Genomic DNA, 14,691 nt, shown 5'->3' on the forward strand with positions numbered 1-14,691 from the left:
GGTCCCGCCCCTCACGACTGAGGAGGGGCGGGACGCACACGGAGCGGCGGCCTCTCCTCCTTACCGCTGCCCTCGCTCTTCGCCCTCCAGGCGCTCGCGCCCCCTCCCCCGCGACAGGAGAACTCGCGCTCATGGCCCGCACCTTCAACGCCACGCTCCAGCCGCTCGACACGACCATCCCCGACCCGGCCGTGGTCGTCCTGATCGGCGCCGCCGGCTCCGGCAAGTCGACCATCGCCTCCACCTGGAACCCCTCCCAGGTCCTGGAGCTCGACGCGTTCCGGGCGATGGTTTCGGACGAGGCCGGCGACCAGGCCGCCACGGCCGACGCGGTTGCCGCCCTGCGGACCGTCCTGGAAGCCCGCCTGGCCCGCAAGCGCAACACGGTCATCGACGCTACGAACTGCGAGAAGGCCGTGAGGGCGGGGCTGGTGCAGGCCGCCCGCCGTCACGGTGTCCCCGCGGTCGCGGTCCTCATGGGCACCCCGGTCTCCCTCTGCGTTATCCGGCAGACCGCCCGCACCCCCGACCGCGCCGTGCCCGCCGACACCGTCCGCGCCCAGCACGCCGCCGCCGTCACCGCCTTCCCCGGCCTGCGCAACGAGGGCTTCGACCACGTGGTCTTCGCCGACCAGCTCCACCGCCTGGAGCCGCTGCTGCAGCGGGCCAGCGACGCCCGCCGCGCCGACCTCGGCTGGGACGGCCACCCCGGCCTCGGCTCCCTCCTCCTCGCCCGCAGGATCTTCGGCGACGCCGTCCTGCCGCTGTGGCGGTGGGTCGACGGCTCCACGCTCGCCGGCGGCGACTGGGTCGCCGAGATCACCCTCGGCGCCGACCGCCTCTGCCTCGCCCTGCGCCAGGACGTCGACGGCGAGGGCGACTACGGCTTCGACCTGCTGACCGCGTGCCCCGTCGACGACGAGTGCACCGCCCCGGCCTGGATCCCCGCCCACTCGGTCACCACGCTCCTCGAGGCGCTCACCGGCGTCCTCGACGGCGCGGACACCATCTGCACCGTCCACGGCGGACCCGACGACCACGACCAGGAGGCCGAAGACCACTACCGGGGCTGGGATGACGACCCCGAGGGCCGCGCCGACCTGGAAGAGCAGTACGCGGACGCGATCCGTGAGTAAGCCGAGCCCTCAACGCCTCGCCGGACAACCACAACCCGCCGCGCCCCGGCCACGCCGGGCGCCGCCGCCGATCAGGGAAGGACACCCGCGCATGAGCATCACGATCACCACCACGTACGGCACCCCGCACAATGTCAGCGACACCAACCCGGCCCATGCCATGAGCTGCGACCGGTACCGGTTGCCTCTCGTCGGCACCATCGCCCCGGGCACCCCCGGCTACGAGGACATGGTCGAGATGCTGCGGGACAACGGCCATGACACCCGCCCCGAGGGGTACGGGCTGATCTTCCTGGAGTCCGAGGAGTTCTCCGCGATCTACTTCGGGTCGATCGAGCAGATCGAGCAGTACAAGCGCGACAACGCCGACGGCACGGCGACCTTCGACCCCTCGCAGGGCGTCATGTACGCGAAGTGGCCCCACGGCAAGGGCTGGGACGACTTCATCCCCCGTACCTTCTGGAACGTGCAGGCGCGCGGCGGCATCGCGGACGGCGTCGGTCTCGTCACCGCCTTCGCCCACACCCAGGTCCGGGGTGCCGAGGTCGTCGTCTACGAGTTCGAGGGCACGTGGAGCTGGGGCGGCACCCCGCAGCAGATGGTCACCTACCACTGCACCGCCTGCCACCTCGACACCTTCCACGACTGCGGGCACGTGCACGAGAACACCGGCCCCAGCAGCCGCCGCTGGGCCGCCCGCCAGGCCCGCCAGCACATCATCAGCGCCCACCGGAACGACGTCGGCGACAAGAGCAGCGCATGCCGCCCCAACAACGGCGAGATGCTCCGAGCCGTGAACGCGGTCGCCCGCGACATGTGGGGCACCCCGGGCAACGCTCTGCCGGACACCGACGACGCGTACTGCGCCACCAAGGGCCCCTGCTCGATCATCCGCGAACTCCGCGCCGGCATCCGCCCGCCCGTCTACCGCGCCTGACGGACACTCCGCGCCGCTTCCCTTCTTCCGGCTCTCGCCAGGCCGGGCCTCTCCCGAAGGGCCCGGCCCGCTCTTCTCCCGCGTGAGGAACACCCCATGCACCTCGCCCCCTCCGTCGACCGGCTGCCCGAGATCCGGGCCCGCCTCGCCGCCCTGCCCGACACCGCCTGGCCCCAGCTCCCCGGCGACAGCGGTCTGATCGAAGACCACACCGGGCACCCGGTCGCCGTCCTCGGCACCAGCGGCGACGTCCCGCTCCCCGCCGACGAGCTCATCGCCCACACCCCGGCCGACATCGCCTGGCTCCTCGCCGAGGTCACCAGGCTGCGCTGCCGGGACGCCGTGGTCACCGCGCTCCACCAGCAGCTCGACCGGTCCGGCCACCTGCTCTCCACCCGGCAGATCGCCACCGTCATCGGCCACCCCGGCCACCACCACCACCACCACCACCACCACGCCCCCACCGCCGCCGACAGGAGCGCCCAGTGACCACCACCGACACCGACCCGGGCACCTGGGTACGGGGCATCACGATCCGCCAGCCCTGGGCCACCTGCGTCCTCGCCGGGAAGCACATCGAGAACCGGCCCGTGCACTGGCTGTGGCGCGGCTGGCTCCTCCTGCACGCCGGACAGACCACCGAACGCGCCCCGCAGCGCGACCCGCTGGTCGCCACCGCGATCCGCGGCCGCGACCTGCACCGCCGCGCCGTCATCGGCATCGCCCGCCTGACCGACTGCCACCAGGACCCGGCCGGCACCCCGCCCTGCTCCCCGTGGGCCCATGCCGATGCCTGGCACCTGGTCCTGGCCGACGTCCACGAGCTCCCGCTGCCGATCCCCGCCGTCCGCGGGCAGCTCGGCGCGTGGAAGCCGACGCAGGCCCTCGTCGACCAGGTCCGCCTCCAGCTCCCCCAGCTCACCCCGGAGTCCGCGTCATGAGCCGCACCCGCCACACCGAGCCCGCTCCCGACCCCCGCTTCCCCTTCCCGCACACCACCGCCCCGACCCGCTGCCGCCGAGACCCGGCCCTGTTCGACCTCGGCTTCGGTGACCTCAGCGGCGACACGAAGAAGGCGGCGCACAAGAGGCTGGAGCAGGCGCGGCGTGCCTGCTCCGCCTGCCCGGTCGTCACCGCCTGCCTGCGGTGGGCGCTGGTCGACGAGACGACGGAGAACGTGTGCGCGGGCACCACCCCCGCCCAGCGCCGTGTCCTGCGCCGCCGCCTGGCCGACCGGCTCGGACCCGACTGGGTCGAGGTCCTGGCTGCCCGGGACCAGGCCCGCCGCGAGCGGACCGAGGCCGCCCGGCACACCCCGCTGCCCGTGTCCCAGGCCCGCATCGTCCACCTCGACCGCGAACTCCACGGACCCATGAAGCTGCTACCGCGGCTCACCGCCGAGGAGCAGCGGCTTAACCGCTCCCGGCTCGAGGCCAGCCTCAAGGCCGCGTAGGAGGCGCCCGTGTTCACCGACCTGACCGTCAGCGCCCAGGCCGGAGCGCTGGCCGTGAGCCCCAGCCCGGCGATCCAGCTCGTCGCCGCCGCGCGGACCGTTGCGCGGCACGCCCGCGACACCACCGACCTGACGTTCCTCCTGGACGTCCTCGGACTGCCCGCCACCACCCATCCGCTCCCGGAAACCGGAGAACCCGCCACTATGACGACCACCACCGGCACCCTTTCCGCGGACCAGTCCGTCGCGCTGTCGATGCACGCCGACGGCGCCAGCGAGCAGGCCATCCGTGAGACCACCGGCCTGACCGAGGCCGAGCTGAGCGACCTCATCGCCGACAAGGTCCTCGAACTGCCCCGCGCCGGCGCCTTGATGACCCCGGTGATCGGCGTGCCCGTCATCCCGCTCCCGGGCTCCCACTCCCTCCAGAAGCTGATCGAGTGGGCGGCCGCGCAGTCGGCCGCCTCGGTCCGCAAGAGCGCCGCCCGCATCACCGCCGCCCTCATCGAGCTGTCCGCCCGCCGCGGCAGCGAGGCCGCGCAGCGCAAGGCTCAGGCCCGCGTTGCCGAGGCCCGCGAGGCGCTGGAGAAGGCGGAGCAGGAGCTGCGTGCCGTGAAGACCGGCACCCGCAGCCCGGCCGCCGTCGCCGCGCCCACCCCGATCCGCACCGGCACCTACAGCCGCGACGAGCTCACCGCGATCCGGACCTGGGCGCGCGAAAACGGTCACCAGGTCGCTGACCGGGGCCTGCCGAGCAAGACGGTCCTGGACAAGTACGCCGCCGCCCACCCGGCCGCCCCGGCCCGGAAGGCGGGCTGACCCGTGACCGCGATACCCCTGGTCCTCGACGGCTACCTCGACGAGCTCCCTGTCCCCAGCGACGACGGCCTGACCGCGCACTTCCGGGTGATCTCCTCGCCCACCGACGACGCCACCGACGAGACCGTCTTCGCCTGCCGCACCGCCGACCCGCACATCGCGCACGCGCTGCTCACCCTGATGCGGCCCGGCGACCTGCTGCGCATCGGCGGTCACCTCGTCCTGCCCGGCCCCACCGACGAGGGCGGCCCGCGGCTGGACGTCGACTCCCTGGAGCTCCTGGCCCCCGCGCCCGCCCGGCACCTGGCCGACATGGTTCTCGACCGTTACGGCCCCTATCTCGTCGTCTTCGAACCCGAGGTGGACACCGTGCCTGTCTTCACCGAGACCGGCGCCTGGGTCGGCACCGCCGAGAACGCGGACGCCATCACCGACCTGATCCACGCCCACGAGACCGGCAGCCCGCCCGCAGCTCCTGAGCCCTTCACCCGCCCACGACCGGCGGAGCCGCCCGCACACCGCCGGGCGGCTCCCCGCCCCGGCGCCCACGCAGCTGCTCCTCGACTTCACCGCCCCGAAGGGACACCCTCGTGAGGCTCACGGTCGACCACGCCGACATTGCCGCGGCCGTCGGCTACGCCGCCCGCACCCTGTCCTCCCGGCCGGCCGCCCCGGTCCTGGCTGGCCCGCTCCTGGACGCCACCGGCGGCGAGCGCCTGCGCGTCCGGGTGTTCGACTACGGCGTCTCCGCCGACACGGTCGCCTCGGCCGCCGTCACCAAGCCCGGCCGCGCCGTGGCCCCCGCCGGCCACGCCCGAGGCTCCTGGCCCGCCGACGAGTACGCCACCGGCCAACGCGCCAAGGGCGCCGACGCCCGGGTCGTGATGGACCTGGCCACCGACCAGTTCCTCGTCATCACCGACACCACCGCCCAGGAGACCGCCCGATGAACCGCCGCCTCTTCCGACGCTGCGCCGCCAGCCCCGGCCTCCTCAGCCCCTCCGACCAGGCCGCCGTCGACGCCTTCCGCGCGATGCTCGCCGCTCGCCGCTCCCCCACGCCCTGGACCCCCGGGCAGGACGCCGCCGTCCGCGGCGGCCCGTTCATCGAGCGGGCCACTCGAGTCCGGCGTCGCTCTCCGGCCCCGAGGGGGTGATCAGCGCTCGAAGCGCTAACTGGTTCGTTCAGCCGCTGGTCATGGTGCCTGCGGCGCCCGTGGCCTGGCCCGGCTCAAGCGCACGCACTCGGCTGCTCAACGAAGCCCGGCAGGGCAGCACCTGGTCACAGCTCCGAGGCGCCTGGCGCCCCCGGAGGGGGGTGAGGTGTGATCCTGTGGGCGCGATTCCTGCCGAAACGCTCGCCTCGGTCGAGAAGATCTTTTCTTCGCACCACGCCCGCTGTCACCATGGGCTTCATGACGCACCTCGCCAAAGGCGCCAACGTTCCCGTCCCGACGGCACCGCTCCGGATCGCCGTGGGCCGGCAGCAAGCGCCCGGTGTGCCGGCCGTCGAAGCCTCCGCCGTACTGCTCGACGTGGCTGGTACGGTGCGCGGCGACGCCGACATTGTCTTCCACGGCCAGCCCGCCCACCCGTCCGGCGCCGTGCGCCACGTCGGTACGGGCGAAGGCGCCGGCCAGTTCGCCGAGTGGCTGGAACTGGACCTCCCCCGCATCGAGCCGGCCGTTCAGCGTGTCCTCGTTGCCGGCTCCTGCGACGACGGCATCTTCGGACAGGTCCCCGGCCTGTACGTCCAGGTCACCTACGCCGACGGCACCATCCTGACCCACTACGACGTCACGGACGCCTCCAGCGAGACCGCTTTCGTCCTCGGGGAGTTCTACCGCCGCGACGGCGCCTGGAAGTTCCGCGCGGTCGGCCAGGGCTACGACTCCGGGCTGGCGGGGCTGGCGACGGACTTCGGAGTCGAGGTGGCGGAGGCCCCGGCACTGGCGGCACTACCGCTCCTGCCCACCGCCGCGGTCACACCGCCGCCGTCGGGACCTGTGGCGCTGCAAGGGGTAGGCAAGTCGGACTCGGCGCCGGGAGGGGTGGCCGTGCCCCCGATGGCGAAGCCGGTGCCCGTAGCTGTGCCCGTACAGCAGACCTCGTCCATCGCCACCCCGGCCGCCCCCCTCGCCACCCCGGCCGTCATGCCCTCCTGGGGCGCCGGCTTCTTTCACTTCGAACCGCTCGTCTTCAGCGGCAAGGGCGCGAAGACCGTCACGGTGGACTTGCCGTTCCCCCAGGACTCGGCACCGGTGATCCTCGAAGCCCGGGTCGGGCCGCGGTACCACTTCCTCAGCGTCCAGATCGCCGGCCGCTCCACGGACGTCTTCTGCAACGACCTGCCCGATTACTACGGGCGCGCTCTGCTCAATCCCCCGCGCAAGGGCGGTCCGATCAAGCTGATGGTGCGCCAGTCCGGGACCTGGGAGCTCATCCTCCTCCCTCTGACCGCCGCCCTCCCCATCGGCCCCGGAACCATCCAGGGCAGCGGCCGCGAGATCTTCGTCCACACAGGCACCGCCGCCGACCTGAAGGTCCGCGCCAAAGATCCTCACAGCGGCTGGTTCCAACTGAACCAGTACCAGGGCGATGCCCCCGACGATCTACGCCGCCCCGCCGAACAGCTCGTCCACGCCTGGAACGGCCGCCGCGTCAAGGAGAGGGTCCGCATCCCCGGCGGCCCCCTCCTCCTGGCCATCGACAAGAGCCGCCACCACTGGGAACTCACCCTCGACCCGCTGCCCCTTGCCTAGGCTGCGTCCCCGTCCTCGACGGCCTCCACGTCACCGCCCTCACCGCCCCCGACGATGGAGCCCGCCCCGCGCTCTTTGTACTCCTCGGACATCACCGATGGGTCACCGCCATCCAGGCCGTCGCCCTTTACATGGCCCGCGTCCACGGCTGGGTCCACTGGTGCCTCTACCCCGGTAACGATCCCGATGACTTGATCCCCCGTATCCCCCGCGCGGTCCGCGACCGCGCCACCATCCACTGCCACGACGACGGCACCTGGCACCTTGCCTGGGCCCTTCCCGACGAGTCCGGCGCGATCCCCGTCACCGCCGTGTGGCATCTTGCCGCCTCGCTCGTCGCCGGCACCGTCCCCAACCCCGACCTCGCCGACGGCACGACCGCCACTTGGCGCCCTGACCTTCCCTGCCGCATCCAAGGCCGGCGTCTGCGCGAACGCGCGCGGACGCCGGCCTTTTTGCGTTCCAGGCTTGGAATGTCATGGGGCGAGGGCAGGTCATTGCAGCGGGTGGATGGCCACGTACAAGAGAGGGACGTCTTCCCGGTCGGAGAGCTCGATCCGGCCCGGTTGAGTGCTGGGCACGCTCAGAGGGATCGTGCCTCGAACGAACTGGCCGGGGTCGGGCTTCGGCTGATTGGTGAAGACATCGCCCTGCTGGCCGAGATCCTCGCACTCGATCGCGAGGATGTGGTTGAGGCCCTGCACCTCTCCGTCCTGGCCGATCCAGTCGGCATGCGCGAACGGATAGGTGTCGAGCTCGGCGTCACCAGTGTTCTTGATCTTGAACTCCAGGCAGACGAACTGCTTGCCTGGCTCGGCGGTGACGGTGGAGCCCGTATTCGCGTCCGTGACTGTCCTGGCCGCCTTCACGCTGACCAGGGTGACGTCCGCGGATCCTCCGGGGATGTCGAGCAGGTCACTGCTGCTGGTCACCACCGGCACGGTCTTGCCCGGGGCGAGGGTGGGAGCAGTGGGAGACGCCGAGGTGGACTTCGCTGGTGGAGACGGAGCCTGCAGCTGATCTTTCCGCAGCCGGTCTCCGTCCTGGTTGCCGCCGCAGCCCGTAGATAAGACGAGAGCGGCGCAGGCCGCCGCACACAAGGTCCCCATGTGCTTCGCTAAGGGTTTCACCATCGCCCCTTACGTCCTAGCCTTCCGCATCTTCCAGATTCGCCCCTCCCGGCTCCCACCGCACTCTGGGGCGGCTGTGGCTTGCCGGCCGCGAGGCGTGTCCTTGTCCGGGACTCGCTCGACCGGCCGTTCGTCATCGAGCGACCGGACGAACTCCGAGACCTCGTCATCACGCTCGCCGACCGGCTCACCACCTCTGCCCGCCAAGCCTGACGGCGCTATCTGCCTGAGAGAAGCCCCACTGTGGATCCCAAGCCACCCGGCCTCAGGTCCGCACGCGTCGGGCACCGGGGCACTGGGGACAGAGCGGATCAACTGAGACTGAGCCCGGCGTCCAGGCTTCCAGCACCAGATCGCTTGAGATTTTCGGCGGCCCGGCCTCCCGGACGTTGATGTCCCGCCGACGCCACGACCGGCTTGAACCTGGAACGGGGCTGCGAGCTGTAGACGATCTCCAAGGTGGTGATCACGTTGGGGAAAGGCTGCAAGTGGCGTGAGAGGCGGAGTCAGCCAGGCACCGTCGGGGGCGGCAGAGCACCAGGGACCAGGGGTGCCTCTGGGAGAAAGACCGCGTGCGGGCCCAGCAGGCCTTCGGCGGCCTTGAGTAGCCCCCAGGCACGGGTGGCGGCGTCCAGTGCTCCGCGGGCTTGTCCGGCAAGTTCCTGTGCGGCGGCGAGGGTGAGCGACAGCGGCCGGGGGCCTGCCGCGACGGCTGCTTCTGCGGAGTCGAGATCGCTGAACACCTGGTCCGCGACCGGTTCACCGACCTTCTCCCCCGGCTGCCTGTCGGTGATTCGCTCGATCAGGTTCAGTGTCCGTGCCGCCTCCACCAACGCGGAACGCTCGGTGGCGGCCGCGGCCTCCTCTCGCAGTTCGCCGACCCGCTCCCGGATGGCGAGTCCGGCCATGCGCCGGGCACGTACGAGGATCTCGGCTGCGTCCTGAGGGCGGTCGCCAGCCCACGCCGCAGCCACCGAGGAGAGAATCTGCGCCCGATGACGCAGCTCGGCCGGCTGCTCAACGATGCGCATGACGGCGCCAGGATCCGGTGCCGCCCTCGCGTCCTTGGCACGAAGCCAGGTGTGCACCTGCCGGACCCATTCGGGATCTTGGATCATCCCCAGTACGTCGTGCAGCCCGCCCAGACCGCGTTCAGCCATCGTGACCGCGCCAGCCGCCAGCGCCCCGTTCCGATGCGAGTCGCGGGCTGGCAGCATCCCGGTCAGCCGAACGGCACCCTCAGGGTCGACCTTGGCGATGTCCAGAAGAATGCTGCGGAGTTCCCGGACGCGGTCACGCTCGTCCGCTGCGAACAGCGTCCGCACCGCCTTACCGACGAGCCGCATGGCGTAGGCGGGAGCGAAAGAGTAGATCTGCCGGGAGAGACCCGTCCAGCCGGGCAGGACGAGCCATAACCAAGGGAGGTCGGTCTCTCCCCCACTCGTGTTCAGCAGCGAATCCATCAGCTGCTCCTCCACGCGGATCAAGCGCGCCGTCCGGAGAGGGTCGACATAGGCCGCGATGCGGGCCAGGTCTCCGTACCTGGGCGGTGCGTTCATGCCGCCTGGGCCGGCGGCGCGTGTTTCCTGCTCCGCCTCGGCGAGCAGACGGACGACTGTCTGACGGACCTCCAACGTCAGCACACCATCCGCGGCAGCAGGTTGGCCCACCCGGCAGGAGGCCTCACCCATTCCGCCGGATACATGACCATCCGCGCTTATGCCGGGGCGTACTGCCGCACCCTGACTCTCCGCTCCGCCTCCGGCAGACCGAAGCAGCCTGGCCACCTCGCCCGCCGAATCCGGCCGCTGCCGCGCATCCTTCGCCAGCATCCGCAGCACCAGCGCGTCGAGGCCGGCTGATACCTCTGGACGGATCTCACGCACGTTCCGCGGAGCCTCTTCCACGTGCCGTCGCATCATCGCTAGCGGCGTACCGCCGACGCCAAACGGCGGGGTGCCGGTGAGCAGGGCGTACAGCACACCGCCCAGCGCGTACAGATCGCACTGGGCGGTGACAGGCTCTCCCCGCCACTGCTCCGGGGCCATGTACGGGGGCGTGCCGATCTGCCAGCCGGTACGGGTCAGGACGGTCGACGCGTCGATGATGCTCGCGATGCCAAAGTCACAGATCTTCAGCCGACCGCCGGTGAGGAGGAAGAGATTGGCGGGTTTCAGGTCGCGGTGCACCACTGAGCGGGCGTGCGCGGCGTCCAGCGCTTCTGCGGCCTGTATGGCCAGCCGGACCGCTTCCCTCACCGGGAGCCCTTCCGGTGACTCCGCCATGCGTGCGCTGAGGTCCCGGCCCTCCAACAGCTCCATCACCATGAAGAGCCGGTCGTCGTGCCGGCCGGCGTCGTGGACGACAGTGATGCCGGGATGCTGCAGTCGTGCGCCGATCAGAGCCTCGCGCCGGAACCGGGCCACGAGATGGTCGTCTGCGGGGAGATCGAGCAGAAGCTTCACGGCGACTGCGCGCTGCAGCATCGCGTCGAACCCACGCCAGACCTCCCCCATGCCTCCGCGGCCGAGCCTCGCCTCTAGCTGATACCGCCCCGCCAGCACTTCTCCCGCCCGCACCTGCGCCCCCTCGCCCCGGCCGTCAGTTGAGCCCATCGCGGTGCCGGTACGACGCGGAAACTCCAGCCCCTGAATACCGACACCCACTTGAGCTTCTACCCCGGTGACGACCCGACGAGGCGATCCCCCGCATCTCCCGGGCCGTCTACGCCAGCCTGTCATCCGCAGCGAGGACGCCGGCAGCTAGTTCTTTGACCTGGCTCGCGAGGACGGAGCTAGATCCCCTCACACTTCGGTGGCGCTGCGGGTTGTCTCGCGTCCCCGCGAATGCACTGAGACACCACAACGGCAGAGACAGAACTGGGGCGTGACGGCTGGGCTCGCGAGCGAGTTATCACGGCGTGATAGCGCGGTGGGTCGTCCCAGGCCCCCGACGGGTTATCACGCCGTGATAGGTCAGTGGGACATCTGGGGAGGCTGAGGGGCTATCACGGCGTGATAGCTCAAGGAAGATTTGTAACCTTGCTAACGTGTCAATGGCTGAAGTTGATCTAAACCGTTAGTACAGTGACGTCCATGACGTCACCTGACACAGGCGGCGACCGGGAGAAGGTCGTCACCAAACTCACTGCCTCCCTCCGGCAGGAACTGAAGGTCCGTGCTGCTCTCCACAGCCTCGACATGCAGAACGCGGTCGAAGCAGGCATCACCGCCTGGCGCAGCCTGGGCTCAAACCCTGCCCCTGTTGACACCGCCGGCGCGGAAACCTACGCCACCTTCCTGCCCGCCGGCCTGTGGGACGGCTTCCGCGACGACTGCAAGAACCGTGGGGTCTCCCTCACCCAGGGCATCGCCCAGGCCGTCACCCTCTGGCTCGACGGCAACCCCGTCCCCGAGGTCAAGCGCCCCTCCACGGTCCGGCGCATCATCGTCTGCAACCAGAAAGGCGGCGTAGGCAAGACCGCCGTGGCCGCCGGCCTCGGCGAAGCTCTCGCGGAAGACCCCGCCGCACTCGTTCCCGTCCGGGTCTCCAAGCACTTCGCCGCCCTGCTCGAAGATGACGACCGTCCTGAGGACCCGCTCGCCCTGGAAGACCTCCCCGGTCTCGGACAGCGAGTCCTCCTGGTCGACTTCGACCCCCAAGGTCACCTCACCAAGCAGCTCGGCCACGAACCGCTCCCCATGGACGGCGACTCGCTCACCAACCACATGGCCGGCGACGCCAAGGGCGAACTGAGCGACCTCATCGTTGCCGTGGGCGAGGACCGCTTCGGCGACAGGCTCCACCTCCTGCCCGCATGCACCGACGCCTTCCTGCTCGACGTCCGCCTCGCCTCCGTACGAGCCCGCGAGTCCGCCCTCGAGCGCGCACTGCGCGCCGTCGAAGCCGACTACGACGTCATCCTGATCGACTGCCCGCCGAGCCTCGGGCTCAGCATGGACGCTGCGTCCTACTACGGCCGTCGCCGGGACAACGAGGCGGCCGGCAACTCAGGAGTCCTCATCGTCGTCCAGGCCGAGGACAGCAGCGCCGACGCCTACGGCTTGCTCACCTCCCAGATCGAGGACATGCGAGGCGACCTCGCCCTCGACATCGACTATCTCGGCCTCGTCGTCAACCACTACGACGCCCGCCGTGGATACATCGCCACCTCCTCCCTCCAGTCCTGGATGGACATAAAGGATCCTCGCGTCGTCGGCGTCATCGGTGACCTGAAGGAGCAGAAGGAAGCCGTCCGCGCCAAGCGCCCCCTCCTCGCCTACGCACCCCGCTGCGAGCAGTCCGTCGCCCTTCGAGCCCTCGCACGGGAGATCAGCAAGTGAGCAAGGCCAAGAACCTCGGCGCCGGCGTCTCCTTCGCACAGGCACGCCCCATTAGCGCCCGTCGCGCAGCAATCGGCGCCGCGACCGACGCACCCACGGTCGGAGTACCCGACCCCACCGAGCTCCCGCTCCACCTCATCAGCCAGAACCCTGACAACCCGCGCGAGGAACTCCGCGACCTTGATGGCCTCACCGAGAGCGTCCGCGAGATCGGCCTCGTCAACTCCATCACCGTCGCCACGATCGAGGCCTACCTAGCAGCCCGCCCCGACCGCGCAGAGAGGACCGACGAAGGCGCCCGCTACATCGTCGTCGACGGCCACCGCCGACTCGAAGCTGCACGGCGAGCCGGTGCGCAGGTCATCCGGGTCAGCGTCAACAACGACCTGGTCGCCACCGACGAATCCCTCCTCGAAGCCGCGTTCGTCGCCAACGTCCACCGCGACGACATGAACCCCATCGAGCAAGCCCACGCGCTGAAGAAGCTCGTCGAGTTCTACGGCTCCCAGAACAAGGCCGCCAAGAGGCTCGGCATCGGGCAGTCCACAATCTCCTCGAAGCTCTCCATCCTCGACCTCGACCCGGCCCTCCAGTCCGACCTCGTCGAAGGTCGCCGGACGATCGAGCACGTCCGCAACCTCTCCAAGCTGACCCCTGAGGAGCAGCAGGCCAAGGCCGACGCCCGAGCTGCGGCTGCTGAGAAGAAGGCCACAGCCAAGCGTGAGCTATCACGCCGTGATAACTCCCCCGCCGAGAAGTCCGCTGCGAGCACGACGACAGCACAGCGGAACGAGACGGCGGCAGACCTATCACGCCGTGATAACCCCAGCAGCGCACAGGACAGCACACACACCACGGGAGATGACCTCCCCGCTCAGAGAAACGGCTCGGATCCTCAGGAAGGGGCCCCGCATCCGTTCTCTGTCCAGCCCGTCGCCAACACGCCCTCCGCCCCATCCACGGACGGGGGAGTACCGTGGCATGACGGAGCGGCCCTCATGGACACGGCGTTCGACCGACTGGACCCCACCCAGCGAAGCGCATTCATCCTGCGCTACTTCCGGCGCAGCCACGGACTCGAGGCCGTCATCACAGACATGAGGGGAACCCTTCCCCCCGAGGCCCGCTCGTCACTCGCAGCCATCCTCCAGCAGGTCTCCTCAGGTCTCCTGAAGGACGCGTAGCCAATCGCAGAGGCCCCTGCTCACCACCGCGAGAGTGGAGAGCAGGGGCCTCCGTGCAGGGGGCCTACCGTTCGCTGCGACGGGGGCGACCAGGGTCCTGCGCGACCCCGCGCTCGGCGATGTCGCGGCCGATGAAGTGCCACGCGGGCTCCGGCCTGCCCTCCATAGCGGGGCGTCCCATGAGGCCGGCCACCAGGTCCAACGCCTCCTGGGTGACGAAGCGGTCGGGGTCGGGGGACTGGAGGTGTCGGCGCAGCAGATCCGGATTGATGCCTTGTGCCTGGAGGCAGGCGGCGAGTGCGCCTACGAGCAGGACGTTGTAGGCCAGGGCGTCCGTGAGGGAGTAGAGCACCAAGCGGTTCCACTCGCTGGGGTGGCTGGCGTTCCGGCGGGCCCTGGCAACGGCTTCGTCGAGATGCTTGTGGCCCGAGCGCGTCATCGCCTGGACAAGCGCGATCCATTCTCCCGGTACAACTTCTGGGATCGGACCGTCGGGTGGTGTCGTGAACCCGCTACGTGCCCGCGGCGCAGGCGGGAGAGTGTCACGAATTGCCTGGAGGGCTGCACGGCGGTTCAACCCGGACAACTCCTGGTGCTGACGAGCATCGTTTTTACGCGCATGGGGCGGCATACCCGGTCCTTCCTCGCACCGGCCCCATGAACGGGCGCTGACCGTGGTGAACCACGAGCTGATCTGCTGCGATGACGCGGAGCGTCTAGGGCCTACCAGTCCCCTGCTCATGGGCCAGGAGCACTCAGCCGGGTACCGTCGCGGCAGAAGTCCCGCGGCACCAGCCACCTCAACGAGCTCACCGGACTGGTGGTCACGGTTCCACTGCAGAGAGTCCGGGGCGCTAGAGATGCCACGCCCCCGGACCAAGCATGAGTACAGGTTCCGCGCGGCGCGCCGCGCTGCTCCTTACGATCG

At 70.4% G+C, this 14,691-nt stretch carries 16 protein-coding genes and 1 pseudogene; 13 read left to right on the forward strand and 4 right to left on the reverse strand.

What is annotated here, in order from left to right:
* The first annotated feature begins 131 nt into the window (after positions 1-131).
* From ACFQ8C_RS23550 to ACFQ8C_RS23595, 10 genes are all read left to right on the forward strand, one after another.
* Positions 132-1,136: an AAA family ATPase gene (locus ACFQ8C_RS23550; RefSeq protein ID WP_383460894.1), complete on the forward strand. Its 1,005-nt coding sequence runs from the start codon at positions 132-134 to the stop codon at positions 1,134-1,136.
* A 91-nt stretch (positions 1,137-1,227) separates the two neighbouring features.
* On the forward strand, positions 1,228-2,073 hold the full coding sequence (locus ACFQ8C_RS23555; RefSeq protein WP_383460896.1) for a hypothetical protein: 846 nt from the start codon (positions 1,228-1,230) through the stop codon (positions 2,071-2,073).
* Positions 2,074-2,169: 96 nt separating this feature from the next.
* A complete protein-coding gene (locus ACFQ8C_RS23560) occupies positions 2,170-2,562 on the forward strand; it encodes a hypothetical protein (protein ID WP_383460898.1) in 393 nt (130 codons plus the stop codon).
* Positions 2,559-3,014: a hypothetical protein gene (locus ACFQ8C_RS23565; RefSeq protein ID WP_383460901.1), complete on the forward strand. Its 456-nt coding sequence runs from the start codon at positions 2,559-2,561 to the stop codon at positions 3,012-3,014. Before ACFQ8C_RS23560 ends, ACFQ8C_RS23565 begins: the two co-directional genes overlap by 4 nt.
* A complete protein-coding gene (locus tag ACFQ8C_RS23570) occupies positions 3,011-3,526 on the forward strand; it encodes a WhiB family transcriptional regulator (protein ID WP_383460902.1) in 516 nt (171 codons plus the stop codon). Before ACFQ8C_RS23565 ends, ACFQ8C_RS23570 begins: the two co-directional genes overlap by 4 nt.
* 9 nt (positions 3,527-3,535) lie before the next feature.
* On the forward strand, positions 3,536-4,345 hold the full coding sequence (locus ACFQ8C_RS23575) for a hypothetical protein (protein ID WP_383460905.1): 810 nt from the start codon (positions 3,536-3,538) through the stop codon (positions 4,343-4,345).
* Between the two features lie 3 nt (positions 4,346-4,348).
* Positions 4,349-4,939 (forward strand): hypothetical protein, encoded by a 591-nt coding sequence (locus ACFQ8C_RS23580; RefSeq protein ID WP_383460908.1) that lies wholly within the window; start codon positions 4,349-4,351, stop codon positions 4,937-4,939.
* Positions 4,936-5,295, forward strand: coding sequence for a hypothetical protein (locus tag ACFQ8C_RS23585; RefSeq protein WP_383460911.1), 360 nt, complete (start codon positions 4,936-4,938; stop codon positions 5,293-5,295). Before ACFQ8C_RS23580 ends, ACFQ8C_RS23585 begins: the two co-directional genes overlap by 4 nt.
* Positions 5,292-5,501 carry a hypothetical protein gene (locus ACFQ8C_RS23590; RefSeq protein ID WP_383460913.1) on the forward strand — a complete coding sequence of 70 codons (210 nt, stop codon included), beginning with the start codon at positions 5,292-5,294 and terminating at the stop codon, positions 5,499-5,501. Before ACFQ8C_RS23585 ends, ACFQ8C_RS23590 begins: the two co-directional genes overlap by 4 nt.
* 258 nt (positions 5,502-5,759) lie before the next feature.
* Positions 5,760-7,106 (forward strand): TerD family protein, encoded by a 1,347-nt coding sequence (locus tag ACFQ8C_RS23595; protein WP_383460915.1) that lies wholly within the window; start codon positions 5,760-5,762, stop codon positions 7,104-7,106.
* Here the strand turns inward: ACFQ8C_RS23595 and ACFQ8C_RS23600 are convergent.
* Positions 7,103-7,351 (reverse strand): hypothetical protein, encoded by a 249-nt coding sequence (locus tag ACFQ8C_RS23600; RefSeq protein WP_383460917.1) that lies wholly within the window; start codon positions 7,349-7,351, stop codon positions 7,103-7,105. The two genes, ACFQ8C_RS23595 and ACFQ8C_RS23600, sit on opposite strands and share 4 nt — an antisense overlap.
* Positions 7,352-7,600: 249 nt before the next feature.
* A complete protein-coding gene (locus ACFQ8C_RS23605; RefSeq protein WP_383460920.1) occupies positions 7,601-8,038 on the reverse strand; it encodes a hypothetical protein in 438 nt (145 codons plus the stop codon).
* 312 nt (positions 8,039-8,350) lie between these two features.
* Between ACFQ8C_RS23605 and ACFQ8C_RS23610 the strand changes: the two are divergent.
* Positions 8,351-8,449, forward strand: a pseudogene (locus ACFQ8C_RS23610) (transcriptional regulator); the annotation flags it as partial.
* A 293-nt stretch (positions 8,450-8,742) separates the two neighbouring features.
* On the opposite strand, the gene ACFQ8C_RS23615 reads toward ACFQ8C_RS23610, so the two are convergent.
* Positions 8,743-10,902, reverse strand: coding sequence for a protein kinase (locus ACFQ8C_RS23615; protein WP_383460923.1), 2,160 nt, complete (start codon positions 10,900-10,902; stop codon positions 8,743-8,745).
* A 429-nt stretch (positions 10,903-11,331) separates the two neighbouring features.
* On the opposite strand from ACFQ8C_RS23615, the gene ACFQ8C_RS23620 reads away from it, so the two are divergent.
* Together ACFQ8C_RS23620 and ACFQ8C_RS23625 are read left to right on the forward strand one after the other, a co-directional pair.
* On the forward strand, positions 11,332-12,579 hold the full coding sequence (locus tag ACFQ8C_RS23620) for a ParA family protein (protein WP_383460927.1): 1,248 nt from the start codon (positions 11,332-11,334) through the stop codon (positions 12,577-12,579).
* Complete coding sequence (locus ACFQ8C_RS23625; RefSeq protein WP_383460930.1) at positions 12,576-13,763, forward strand: ParB/RepB/Spo0J family partition protein; 1,188 nt, start codon at positions 12,576-12,578, stop codon at positions 13,761-13,763. The genes ACFQ8C_RS23620 and ACFQ8C_RS23625 overlap by 4 nt, the downstream gene beginning before the upstream one ends.
* 64 nt (positions 13,764-13,827) lie before the next feature.
* On the opposite strand, the gene ACFQ8C_RS23630 is transcribed toward ACFQ8C_RS23625, so the two are convergent.
* Positions 13,828-14,115, reverse strand: a complete 288-nt coding sequence (locus ACFQ8C_RS23630; RefSeq protein ID WP_383460932.1) for a hypothetical protein — start codon at positions 14,113-14,115, stop codon at positions 13,828-13,830.
* Between the last annotated feature and the right edge of the window lie 576 nt (positions 14,116-14,691).

Source organism: Streptomyces sp. NPDC056503, assembly GCF_042794995.1.
Taxonomy (GTDB): Bacteria; Actinomycetota; Actinomycetes; order Streptomycetales; family Streptomycetaceae; genus Streptomyces.